General features: G+C 34.1%; 12 protein-coding genes. 4 read left to right on the forward strand and 8 right to left on the reverse strand.

The annotated features are described in order from the left end of the window. Positions 1-46: 46 nt before the first annotated feature. Positions 47-787 (reverse strand): LytTR family DNA-binding domain-containing protein, encoded by a 741-nt coding sequence (locus LNQ34_RS06840; RefSeq protein WP_229999037.1) that lies wholly within the window; start codon positions 785-787, stop codon positions 47-49. Between the two features lie 184 nt (positions 788-971). On the opposite strand from LNQ34_RS06840, the gene LNQ34_RS06845 reads away from it, so the two are divergent. Then, positions 972-1,163 carry a bacteriocin-like protein gene (locus LNQ34_RS06845; protein ID WP_202700583.1) on the forward strand — a complete coding sequence of 64 codons (192 nt, stop codon included), beginning with the start codon at positions 972-974 and terminating at the stop codon, positions 1,161-1,163. 84 nt (positions 1,164-1,247) lie between these two features. Here the strand turns inward: LNQ34_RS06845 and LNQ34_RS06850 are convergent, their stop codons facing one another. The 4 genes from LNQ34_RS06850 to LNQ34_RS06865 are packed head-to-tail and all read right to left on the reverse strand — an operon-like array spanning position 1,248 to position 4,110. Beyond that, the gene (locus LNQ34_RS06850) at positions 1,248-1,685 is read right to left on the reverse strand and encodes a GNAT family N-acetyltransferase (protein WP_229999038.1); all 438 of its coding nucleotides are present in this window, start codon (positions 1,683-1,685) and stop codon (positions 1,248-1,250) included. Between the two features lie 6 nt (positions 1,686-1,691). Next, complete coding sequence (locus LNQ34_RS06855) at positions 1,692-2,303, reverse strand: hypothetical protein (protein WP_229999039.1); 612 nt, start codon at positions 2,301-2,303, stop codon at positions 1,692-1,694. Between the two features lie 43 nt (positions 2,304-2,346). After that, complete coding sequence (locus tag LNQ34_RS06860) at positions 2,347-2,724, reverse strand: nuclear transport factor 2-like protein (protein ID WP_229999040.1); 378 nt, start codon at positions 2,722-2,724, stop codon at positions 2,347-2,349. A 39-nt stretch (positions 2,725-2,763) separates the two neighbouring features. Next, positions 2,764-4,110 carry a polymer-forming cytoskeletal protein gene (locus tag LNQ34_RS06865; RefSeq protein ID WP_229999041.1) on the reverse strand — a complete coding sequence of 449 codons (1,347 nt, stop codon included), beginning with the start codon at positions 4,108-4,110 and terminating at the stop codon, positions 2,764-2,766. Between the two features lie 1,004 nt (positions 4,111-5,114). Between LNQ34_RS06865 and LNQ34_RS06870 the strand changes: the two genes are divergently transcribed. Continuing rightward, on the forward strand, positions 5,115-6,407 hold the full coding sequence (locus LNQ34_RS06870) for an aminopeptidase P family protein (protein WP_089077432.1): 1,293 nt from the start codon (positions 5,115-5,117) through the stop codon (positions 6,405-6,407). 55 nt (positions 6,408-6,462) lie between these two features. Here LNQ34_RS06870 and LNQ34_RS06875 read toward each other — a convergent pair whose 3' ends face one another. Next, positions 6,463-6,984 (reverse strand): ferritin, encoded by a 522-nt coding sequence (locus LNQ34_RS06875; protein WP_202700578.1) that lies wholly within the window; start codon positions 6,982-6,984, stop codon positions 6,463-6,465. An 89-nt stretch (positions 6,985-7,073) separates the two neighbouring features. Continuing rightward, positions 7,074-7,430: a hypothetical protein gene (locus LNQ34_RS06880; RefSeq protein ID WP_017497689.1), complete on the reverse strand. Its 357-nt coding sequence runs from the start codon at positions 7,428-7,430 to the stop codon at positions 7,074-7,076. Between the two features lie 180 nt (positions 7,431-7,610). Here LNQ34_RS06880 and LNQ34_RS06885 point away from each other — a divergent pair, with 180 nt between their 5' ends. Both LNQ34_RS06885 and LNQ34_RS06890 read left to right on the forward strand, forming a co-directional pair. Next, positions 7,611-8,414, forward strand: coding sequence for a TIGR00266 family protein (locus LNQ34_RS06885; RefSeq protein ID WP_202700577.1), 804 nt, complete (start codon positions 7,611-7,613; stop codon positions 8,412-8,414). A gap of 167 nt (positions 8,415-8,581) precedes the next feature. Then, positions 8,582-9,358 (forward strand): alpha/beta fold hydrolase, encoded by a 777-nt coding sequence (locus LNQ34_RS06890; RefSeq protein WP_229999042.1) that lies wholly within the window; start codon positions 8,582-8,584, stop codon positions 9,356-9,358. 363 nt (positions 9,359-9,721) lie between these two features. Here LNQ34_RS06890 and LNQ34_RS06895 read toward each other — a convergent pair whose 3' ends face one another. Continuing rightward, positions 9,722-12,487 carry a PD-(D/E)XK nuclease family protein gene (locus LNQ34_RS06895; RefSeq protein ID WP_229999043.1) on the reverse strand — a complete coding sequence of 922 codons (2,766 nt, stop codon included), beginning with the start codon at positions 12,485-12,487 and terminating at the stop codon, positions 9,722-9,724. Between the last annotated feature and the right edge of the window lie 29 nt (positions 12,488-12,516).

A 12,516-nucleotide genomic window follows, 5' to 3' on the forward strand; every position in this document is an offset into this window, starting at 1 on the left:
CATTTTTATTGGCTTTGGTACAAAACGTACTGTTTTAGGTACGAAATTACAAAGTCAAAAGACTTGCTTTATAATTTTTGGATACCGGAAGTTCTATTTGAGTAAGAAGGATCGTATTTGAATTCCTCCAGGATTTAAAATGCAATGGATTTATTAAATGCGAACGATGAATTTGAAGCAAAAAATCAAAATCTTCCTCTACTTTTTTGAGTGAAGACCGAATCAATTTTGTCCGAAGCTGATTGTTTTCCAAATAAAAGATCTCGACATAATTTTGTGCATTCGAAACACAAACCAAATCTGCTTTTTTAATTTTTAAAACATCTAATTTGTTTTCTCCTTTAACAATCAAAAAATCCTCTTTTATCGGAATCAGTTTAAGCAAATAACGTCTTGCCAAAACAATTACAGGAGTTAAAATCAGGGTGACTTTGATAAAAATAATCGAGAAAAATGCTGTAAAATCATATCCTCCGTTTAAAATAGGGCTTTTATAATAGGTGTAAGTTCCAAAAAGATAAATCAAATAAAAGAAAACTATACTTGCGATTTCTAAACTAACATTCCATTTGGATATCTTCTTGTAAATACTCTTTTGAATAAATCCGACAATTGAATAACATAAAAATGCCAAAACACTAAAGCCTAAACTAATTAAAAGCCATGACTTAAAATTGATCGTTCCGTCGTCAAATGGTCTAATGATGAAAGCAAAAACAAATAGCCAAACACTAATTAGTGCACCAACGATCAAATGATGTTTTATGGACGTATTTAATTGCTTCATTTTTTCTTTAGACAAATTATTAATTTACAATATTAAACTTTTACCCAACTTCCATCAAGTAAAAATCACTCCGAATCAAAAACTTTCTTTTGTAAGTATTTATTTAAAAATAATTTATATTTTTATCAAAGTGGCATCCGAAAAACTTATAGAGTAGGAAAATCAAAAAAACAAAAAACCATTTATGAAAAATTTCGAAAAATTAACCAAAGAAGAATTAAAATCAATTAATGCCGGTGGTACCAGTACTATAGAATGTGTACCATATCCGATGTGTAACGGCGAAGAAATCTATCCTTCTATCGGACAAAACAGATGTGGTTGGATTTTATACAAAACAGCAGTTGGCAGTATCTGTATGGAATACTCACATTAATGACAACATAATTACCCATTTATTAAAACTGCTGCCTACAAAACAGCAGTTTTTTTATGTTGAATCTTCCCATCGCTGCAAAGTTTACTTATAAATCGTAAACTTATTATGACTTAAAGTAAACCCAAGATTCTCGTAAATGGCAACATTCTCTACTCGTCTTTTATTGGTGGTCACTTCAATACTTTTTAAATTGTTCCGATCGGCATACTGCAAAACCTCATTTATTAATAACCTGCCAACCCCTTGCCCGCGATGTTTCTGGTGAATAAAGAACTCCTGAATCTCCCCCACCAATCCACAATGATGCAAAAGATTTTGGGTATGAAAACTAATAAAACCTAAATCTTCCGTTTCGTTTTCGGCAATTACATAGAGATTTTTCAGGTTCGAAATATTCTCACTGAAGATCGTTTCGAAAATTTCAAAATCTAAAACTTCATTTTCGAGTTCGCAAATTGCTTTGTAAACAAAATCTAAATCCTGTTTTTCTACTTTTCTGATTTTAACTTTTGATTCCATAGTCTTCTATAAATTACCATAAACCACAATATATTCAGCATAAACTAATTTATCGTTTAGCCAATTTATTGTTTCCAATAAAAAAGCACCCTCCTTTTCATTTTCATTTTCTAAAAGTTTTATTTTTTCAACAATCAATCTAATCGTTTTATGGTCAAAAAAATTATGACCCGTTTTATCAAATTCATCTTCAATTACATCATTCCACGGATTTCGCAAGGGGAAAACAGATTGAAACTCTTTCAAAAAAAGATCAAAATCTTCTGTTGGAATAAAAGCATCATTTCGCTTAGCAGTTTTATAGAATTCCCCTTTTCCATTTTCGGGCCATAAAACAAAGCCTATTTTAGAATCTGTTGCTTTTCCTGTTGTTATGATAATTGGTTTTTGATTAATTCTTTCGACTGTTTTTACAACATCGTAATTACATAACTCATAATTCTCTTTTGCAACATCATAATCACACTCTGTTTTTATACTTATTATCTTGATATTATCATTATGAAATTCCTGCTCACACAATTCAATGTCATCATTATTTTTTTTAAGAAGTCTAATAGCCTGGCTTAATGGAATTGAAATTTTATTTCTTAATATTCTTAGTTTTTCATTGTCCATAATTTAAATCTAATCTCTTGAATTCTTTTCTCCAGTTTTATAATTAGCTAATATCACTCAATTTTAAAATCTTATTATCTAAAAATTCAAAAACAGATTTCCCCTTCAAGTTTAATTCTTCTCCCGCTTTCATTCCGTTAGGAAAATCCATCGCCAAAACAGCATGGTAATCAATTTCGATCTCTGTTTTAGACTCAAAATGATTCAATACAGTAATTACTTGTGATCTGGCGGAAAAGTAGGCTTTTGCATTTTCGGCTTGTTCTTTAAATTCATTTAGTCCGTTTAAAGTCATATTTACTTCACCGTTCTGAATGTTTTCAAAAACAATATCCCGACTAAAGTCAGCTGTCATTTTATCAATATCGAATTGATTGTAACCTTCAACGTAATTCTTAATTATTCTTTCTCTATCAATCATAATCTGTTTTATTTTATATTTAAAGCCTGATTAAAGAAATTAGTTTAATCCAAGACGCCCGAATTTAACCTTATATTTTTGAACATAGCTATCCCATTTCTGTTTATTTTCTCCACTATTATAAAGAGATGCCGCATAATCAACAACTTCTTTACTAAAGTGATTCCCAAAAATAGCGTCAAGATGCTGTATTCCGGAATCAATTACACTTTTTAAAATGGATAATTTATCCTTTTCGCTTTCTTTACAAACCTTGTCGAGCCATAAACCTTTGCCGATTTTTACATATGCTGCAAGTAGACTATCGGTGATCAATTCAGCAGGAACATCATTAATGTTCGGTTCGTGTTTGCCTTTTTTAAAAGTCGTTATAATTAATTCTTCCGAGTAAAAACGCTCCGGAATCAATGAAACCAATGTTCCGCTCTCAGCCGCTTTCCAGCAAAGTTCTTCGGTTATAAATGGATCGGGAATTACCTGAAGCGCAAAACCATCTTTACTCACTAATTTCTCGCAAATTTCAGACGTAATAAAATCTTCTTCCACAAACGGTAATGCATGATGGGTTATATTTAATGCCATCTCACACAATGCTGCTGTTTTAAACTCGAGCGGAACTATTTTTAAATCTCTGTAATTGGACGAAACTCTCTTTTGCCAGTATTCCTGATTTTTTGGCAACGGATTACTTTCTTTTAAAACCAACTCCCCTTCCTCCAACTCTCTTTTCAGTTCTTCAAAAGTGGTTATTAGAGAATTATTAAGATGTTTTCGCAATTCGGCTGAAATAACTTCTTCGTCAGTTTCCTCATCATATTCCGATTCATTTTCAGGATCCATGTCGTCTGTTTTATCATTATAGTAGAACAAATTGTTATTACGGCTTAAGAATGTGGTATAATGATCTTCGACTATAAAAACCGGAGCTTCAATACAGCCCGAACATTTAAAATTACCGTGATTATAGGAAGTCATTACTACTTCTTTCGCAGTAACGTTGCCTTCAATTTCGACATACGAACCTCCCAACAACATGCTTTGACAACTCACATTTCCTTTAATAAAAACATAAGGTCCGTAATCGCCGTCGGCATTTATAATCGTTCCGTTTACAGAAAGATTTCCATTTATTAGGACTCCTTCAATTCTAAGATCTTCCATTTCTTTTAAGGGAAGATTTAATAGACCGGCAAGCCATTTTTTCTCTTTATCTTCATAAAGATCCAAGTAAAAGTTTCCTTCAAAATTTACACTTTCGGATGCAACCAAAAAAAAATCCTCCTCTTCCCATTCCTCAAAATAATCGAAACCTTCCCGATCGATTAAAAATAGATATTGCGATTTGACTTCTTTGATTGTTATTAATTTGAAACTTGGGTGATGCATTTTATGTTTTATTGGGCTGTTACTTGTACATAGATTATACAATATTACGCAATATTGTCCTTTCGACGAAGTAGATCACAGTCGGGATTCGACAAAGATTGGCGAATTACTGTGTAGATTTTCTAATGTGATTTACTTCGTCTGTTCGCTCTCGCTCGAATCTCCTTCGTCGAGATGACAAGATTAGTGGTTAATACTTACTGTAAAAAGAAAAAATCTGCAGAATCTGCGAAATCTACGTGAAACAAAACCGCCAATCTTTGTCGAGTTACGAGTGTGATTCTTCTTTCCTCAGAATGACAAGATTGTGGTTACTTTGCGTTGATCCTTCGACTTCGCTCAGGAAAACAAGATTGTGGTTAAGACCAACTGTAAAAAAGAAAAAATCTGCAGAATCTGCGAAATCTGCGTGAAACAAAACCGCCAATCTTTGTCGAGTTACTAGTGTGATTCTTCGTTCCTCAGAATGACAAGATTGTGGTTACTTTGCGTTGATCCTTCGACTTCGCTCAGGAAGACAAGATTGTGGTTAAGACCAACTGTAAAAAAGAAAAAATCTGCAGAATCTGCGAAATCTGCGTGAAACAAAACCGCCAATCTTTGTCGAGTTACGAGTGTGATTCTTCTTTCCTCAGAATGACAAGATTGTGGTTACTTTGCGTTGATCCTTCAACTTCGCTCAGGAAGACAAGATTGTGGTTAAGACCAACTGCAAAAAAGAAAAAATCTGCAGAATCTGCGAAATCTGCGTGAAACAAAACCGCCAATCTTTGTCGAGTTACTAGTGTGATTCTTCGTTCCTCAGAATGACAAGATTGTGGTTACTTTGCGACTTTGCGAGAAAAAACTAGCGTGCTTTGCGTAAACCTTAACGCCCTTCGCGGTGATCCTTTGACTTCGCTCAGGAAAACACAAAACAAATAATAAAACTTTAAGAAATCAATTTCATGCTGTTTGCTGAAAAAACGTAATTTTGAAATTCGAAGTTCAAAAACCGAATTATCATGAAATATCACCAAATAAACAGCGCTCTTTTTGTAAAAAACCGCAAAAAATTCACGGCAGAAATGAAACCTAATTCAGTTGCCGTTTTTAATTCTAATGACATTTACCCGGTTAGTGCCGACAGTACTTTGCCGTTTGCACAACACAGAGATATTTTTTATCTGAGTGGTGTAGATCAGGAAGAAAGTATTTTGCTTTTGTTTCCGGATGCACCTTATGAGCATCAAAAAGAAATTCTTTTCCTAAAAGAAACCAGCGAACATATCGCCATTTGGGAAGGTGAAAAACTGACTAAAGAACGTGCTTTTCAGGTTTCAGGAATCAGAACAGTGTATTGGTTACAGGATTTTCATAAGATTTTGAACGAAATGATGACGTATGCCGATACGATGTACATCAACACCAACGAACATTACCGCGCTACAGTGGAGACAGAAACCCGTGAAGCCCGATTCGTAAAATGGTGGAAAGAACATTATCCGGCACACAATGTAGCCAAAAGCAACCCGATTTTACAACGTCTTCGTTCTGTAAAAGAAAGCGAAGAACTTGATTTGATTCAGCAGGCTTGTGATATTACCGAAAAAGGTTTCCGTAGATTATTATCATTTGTAAAACCAAATGTTACCGAATACGAAATTGAAGCGGAATTGATTCACGAATTTATTCGTAACCGCTCTAAAGGTTTTGCTTATACTCCAATTATTGCTTCGGGAAATAATGCGAATGTTTTACATTATATCGAAAACAACCAACAATGTAAAGAAGGGGATTTAATTTTACTGGATGTTGCTGCCGAATACGCCAACTACTCAAGCGATTTATCCCGTACAATTCCAGTTTCGGGAAGGTATAACGAAAGACAAAAAGCAGTTTACAATGCTGTTTTAAGAGTAAAAAACGAAGCTACAAAAATGCTGACTCCGGGAACACTTTGGAAACAATACCATGTAGAAGTAGGGAAAGTGATGACCTCTGAATTATTAGGTTTAGGTTTGATCGACAAAGCCGATGTTCAGAACGAAAATCCGGAATGGCCCGCCTACAAAAAATATTTTATGCACGGAACGTCTCACCACATGGGTCTGGACACGCACGATTACGGATTACTTCACGAGCCAATGAAAGCCAATATGGTTTTTACCGTTGAACCGGGAATTTATATTCCGGCAGAAGGATTCGGAATTCGTTTAGAAGACAACGTGGTGATTCAGGAAAAAGGAGAGCCATTTAACCTAATGCGCAACATTCCTATTGAAGCTGACGAGATTGAAAGCTTGATGAATGAATAAATAGAAAAAAGCCCTTAATAAATTTATTAAGGGCTTTTTCAATTTTATATATCAATTACTCTCCGATTTTTGCGATTTGCACATCCAACTGGAATTTTCCGGCAGCTTCGCTTTCATCAATCAACTCAAAAAGCTCTAAAGCTCTTCTTGCGTTTTTCTCTTCTTCTCTCTGCTCAGCAACATACCACATCATAAAATCTTCTGTAGCATAGTCATTTTCAGCTCTACATTTTGCAATTACTTTATTCACTGCTTGTGTAACTGCAATTTCATTCTGCAAAGCAATTTCAAATACTTCTCTCAAAGAAGCAAATTCCTGCTGCACTTCCGGAACAGACGGCGTAACGGCAATCCCTCCCATATCTGTAATATATTTGAAAACTTTTAGGAAATGCTCTCTCTCTTCCTCGGCTTGTTTGTACAAATAAGATGCTGTATTAGCATAACCATTTCTATCTAACCATGCTGCCATAGCTAAATATTTGTTAGAAGCGTCACTTTCTAATTTTGCTTGTAAGTTTAATATATTTTCTACACTTTCAACTAATGAAGTACGTGTTCTTAATAAATCTTTCATATCCTCTAATTTTTATATGTGTAAAATTACAAAAATTAAAGAAGGCACCTCTAACTGCTCGAAAATTTGGATTTGATCTAAGTAAGAATCTAAATAAGCTCTACGTTTACAATATTACAAAGCATAGAATGTAAAGTGAGGGTAAATTTAGTTCCGTTTAATAAATCTCTTAACTGCACTATTTCACAGATAGTAAGATTTCTGGAAAAATTTCTTTTGGTGGTTTCAATCAATTGTGCGTCTGACCGATCAGATAAGTCATAAAGCATATTAAGAATATCAACGCTATTGACCTTTCTTTGAAAAATCAAAAAATCATGAATTTTGTAACTTGACACTGTATCAACAAAATTGATGATTATACTATTGGTCAAATCACATTGATAACTATATCCTTTTTCGGTTTCAAATAATACTTTGGTGGTCAAATCACTAACTAACGCCATTCTGATAAAATATAATAACGTTGCAAAAATATAGAATTTAAAGCAATAAAAAACATAATTAAGACTAATTTAAAATAACAAAATCATTTAATGCTCTTAAAAACAGCGGTAACTGACTAAAGAATGTAACATTCTACGGCATTATTAGTCTAATTTTAAAAACAAATAAATTAAGAAATTATGCAAGCACACGAAATAGATTATCAGATTTTTGGGGAAGAAATGCAATATGTTGAAATAGAACTGGACCCGCAGGAAATTGTAATTGCCGAAGCTGGCAGTTTCATGATGATGGAAAACAACATCCAGATGGAAACTATATTTGGAGACGGTTCTCAACAACAAGGATCAGGTTTGTTTGACAAACTTTTAAGCGCAGGAAAAAGAGTTCTTACCGGCGAAAGCTTATTTATGACAGCATTTTTAAACCAAGGCAATAGCAAAAGCAAAGTTTCATTTGCGTCGCCCTATCCTGGAAAAATCCTTCCAATTGATTTAACAGAATTTCAAGGCAAATTTATCTGCCAAAAAAGCTCGTTTTTATGTGCTGCTAAAGGTGTTTCTGTCGGAATAGAATTTTCTCAGAAACTTGGACGTGGTTTATTTGGCGGTGAAGGCTTTATTATGCAAAAAATCGAAGGAGATGGAATGGCATTTGTACATTCGGGCGGAACAATGGCTAAAAAAGTATTGGGACCAGGCGAAGTCCTAAAAGTAGATACGGGATGCATCATTGGTTTTACTAAAGATGTAGCTTATGATATTGAATTTATTGGCGGAATTAAGAATTCTATTTTTGGTGGCGAAGGATTATTTTATGCCACTTTAAAAGGTCCCGGAACAGTTTATATACAATCGTTGCCTTTCTCGAGACTGGCTGACCGCATTATTGCATCGGCACCAAAATCTGGCGGAAACAGCCGTGACGAAGGAAGCCTGCTAGGCGGATTAGGAAATCTTTTAGATGGTGATAACCGATTTTAATTTGTAATGGCTTTCAGAAATGGAAGCCATTTTTAATTCGTTCACAAACCGTATTTTGCTATAAATAAATTTATTCCAGTTTTAAAGATTTCCCAATTAAATCAAGACATCTCGATATTTTACTTCAGCTTTCTTAACTTTGTGCCTGACAACAAAAAAAGTTCATTTTGAAAACGCTTTTATACAAAAATACCAAAATATCATACTCAGATTCGGGAACTGGAAATGCAATTGTATTCCTTCACGGCTTTCTGGAAAACAAAAAAATGTGGAAAGACTATGTTGATTTTTTCTCTGAAAAATATCGTGTCATTACAATCGACTTATTAGGACACGGCGAATCGGATTCTTTGGGATATGTGCATACGATGGAAGACAATGCCAATGCCGTTCAGGAAGTGCTGAATCATTTAAAGATTGAAAAAGCTACCGTTGTAGGACATTCAATGGGAGGTTATGTTGGTTTGGCTTTCGCCGAATTGTTTCCAAAAAACATTCAGAAACTGGTTTTACTCAACTCTACTTCAAGGGAGGATAGCCCAGAGAGAAAACTTAACCGAACACGAGCTATCAAAGCAGTCAAACAGAATTACGCAACCTTTGTGAGTCTGGCTATTGGTAATTTGTTCAGTGAGAACAACCGAATCCGATTAACCGACGAAATCGAAAAAGTAAAAACGCAGGCACTCCAAACACCTTTACAGGGAATTATAGCTTCACTTGAAGGAATGAAAGTCAGAAAAGACAGGGAAACACTTTTACAACAAAACCTTTTTCCCGTTTTATTAATTTTAGGAAAAAAAGATCCTGTTCTGGATTACGAAGATTCCCGTACTCAGATAGATGATACTACAGCAGAACTCATTTCTTTCGAAGACGGACATATGAGTCATATCGAAAACAAAGAGGAATTAAAAACCGTTTTGTCTCAATTTTTCTCTTAGATCACGGCCTTCAACATAAAAAAAGACCGTTTCGAAAAATTATCGAAACAGCCTTTTCTTCTTTTTGTTGGGGGCAAAAATTTATACTTTTTTAAAAATTTCTTTTTAAAAATTTCGGCAAAGTTATTCCTTTTATGCACTAATCCTAAGCCCTTGAATCACTTTTATTTATAGTTTATACTTTGATGGTTTATTGGGTGAAATTTGTAGACAAATTCATCAAAAAGAAATACACTCCTTAAAAATTATAACATTTTACTTCATAAAATTCATTTAAAAAAAGTCCATTTTAAATATAATTTCAGAAATGAAATCACTTTTTCATCAGGAAAACATCAAAGTTGATATTCTGAATAAAAACGATTAATCCATTTTCTCTTCAAAAGGAATTGTCCGGTCAAAAATCTCTTTTAACAGTAATACGATTTCCTCTAAATACTTACTCAAAATTTCTTTTGAAACTGTAGTAGTACTCTCTTTATCCTCTTTGAATGTGAAAGGCAAAAAACCTGATTTAAGATTTTTAAAAGAAATTATACCCGCTTCGATGGGGATTTCTTTCGCTTTGGTTTCAAACATAAAGGCATAAGCCAAAACCTGAATAATTTTATCATTTTTAAGCTCCTGAGTCAATCCGTTCCATGATTTCAGGATAACATTTGTCTTTTCAACTTTTCCTGTCTTATAATCAATAATTCGGATTTTCCCGTTGTGTAATTCAATACGATCCACATTACCTCTAATTAAAACAGGAAACGGCAAATCCGGATGATTTAATTCACGTTCAAAAGTTTCCTCCAAAGCTATGATCTGAACCGCATCTCCATTTTTAAGAGATTCTAATTCCATTTTCAAAAAATTAGAGACATTTCGCTTCGCTACTTCAAAGGCCAAAAGATTACGTCCTTTTTTTATCTCACCTTCTTTATAAACCAATTTAAACTGATTTAAAACTTCAGCATCCAATAATTTGAAACAATTTTCGAGATCTGTTTCCGAGATGAACTTACCTATAAAGGGCTCATAAAGTGTTTTTAACGTTTCGTGAATGATAGTTCCAAGAGTATTCAGCGCGATATTCTCCTCAACCTCTTCCACTTCCCTAATTCGAAGTATTTTTTGAAAATAAAAATCTATCGGATTTCGGATGTAACTCGTCAAAGCCGAAGGAGAAAAACCAGCAAGTGCAATTTCTTTTAAACGATCCATCACAGCATCGGATTTAGGAACCACCATAGGCTGATAAGCCGTTGTGGGCAAAACAGGATTATAGATATCAAACGTTAAGTTGTGTTTCTTTTGTTTCTCTACCTCCAATTGTGTGATAAAACGACTACGTTCTCCTGCATCCAATCCATCATTTTCAGTATTATAAATCAAATAGATATTTTGGGCTCTTTGCAGTAAATGGTAAAAGTGATAGGTATAAATGGCATCCTTCTCTTTAAAAGTAGGCAATCCCAGTTCGTTTTTGACATCATAGGGAATAAATGAATTCTGAGATTTTCCAGCCGGGAACTTTCCTTCATTCATCGATGTCACAATTACAGTATCAAAATCAAGTACACGACTTTCCAAAACCCCCATAATTTGCAGTCCACGTAAAGGCTCTCCTTCAAACGAAACTTCAGCCACATCAATAATCTGTTTATAGATCGCATGCAAAGTATCTATATTATCAATGTGATTGTGTTTTGTGTAATAATTAATTAGCTTATTAATTACTTTAAAGACAGCATAAACAAAAGCTTTGGCAATTTTTTCCTCCTCATTATCATTGCTGAAATTTCCTTTTATCAAAAGTAAAAGAGCCGAAACATTTTCAAGAACAGCAATCGATCCATTCTCCCACTTTTGAAAAAGCAGATCAAACAATGGCGTTGGACTCAAATTGAGTTCTAAAACCCGATTATGCGTAATAAAAGTGTAATTATTCTCCTTGATAATCCGAACCAAGTTACTGGCATTGGCATAAGGTTCAACCAATGGATGTGTAAGAATATCAAGTATATCTTTATAATAAAAGACATAACTTTCTCCTTTACGCGAAAGCGCATTGGTATGCATTCTAAACAATTTCGCGATTAATATCTGCGATGGGTTGTTCTTTCCCGAATAACCCATTGTAATATTCAAACTTCCAACCGAAGAAGGCAGGGAATATAAAACCGGCATCAGTAGATTCTCCTCACCCAGCACAATAGCCACTTTATCTAAAGCAGTAGTTGGGTTTTCTGTGATCATATTCTCGACAATACTACCCGCTAGTTTTGCCTGACCAATTGTTTTAGGCGTCCCTATGATCTGAATGTTTTTAGACTGTGAAAAATCATCTACAATCCATTCAAACGGATGAGCCTTATAATGTTTCCAATTTTCTTTAAAACGTCTCACAAAAAGTCCCGCATCATGATAAGGATCATTTAAGAAAGTCTGATCAACATCCCAATAAATCCTAGCCTGATCTAAGGCCAAAAGATGCTGAACAATTTTTTCTTCAGCTGCGTTCAAAGCATTAAATCCTGCAAAAATGAAACTACGATTTGAAACGGTATTCGAAAAGTGATTGAGATTGTTTACGGCTTCCCGATAAATCAATCCCTGGTATCCAATTGATTTATTCAGTAAGTGATTGTATAGCGAATCATAATACAATGGAAGAAGTTTCCAGAAATCAATATAATTCTCTAAAAGTTTGGTTTTGTTCTCGACTTCAATCCCCCATTTTTTGATGTCTTCAATATCACTTAAATACGACAAGACATGCGAAGGATCTAACAGATAGCGATCGATTTCATTAAAATCCTGCAGAAGTGTTTTTGCCCAATTGGCAAATAATTCAAAAGACTGTTGATGTTGTTTCTCTGTTACGGAAAGATACACATCATAGAATTCAAACAAAAGCTCAATTGAATCAACTGATCGGATCGAGGCTACGTCCTGCACAAAATCTTCAATACTAATAATTTCAGGCGAAAGTATTGTTTTCTTCGTCTCATTTTTCAGGGCCTCGATTAAAAAAACTTTTGCTCTTTTATTAGGCAGAATAATAGTTGTTTCAGCAAGTTTATCTGAATATTCCTGAATTATAACGGTCGCTATTTTCCCGAGAAAAGAAGTATTTATCATTTGATAAAAATAAAAAAAGCCATTCAATT

It is taken from the genome of Flavobacterium lipolyticum, from assembly GCF_020905335.1.
GTDB lineage: Bacteria > Bacteroidota > Bacteroidia > Flavobacteriales > Flavobacteriaceae > Flavobacterium > Flavobacterium lipolyticum.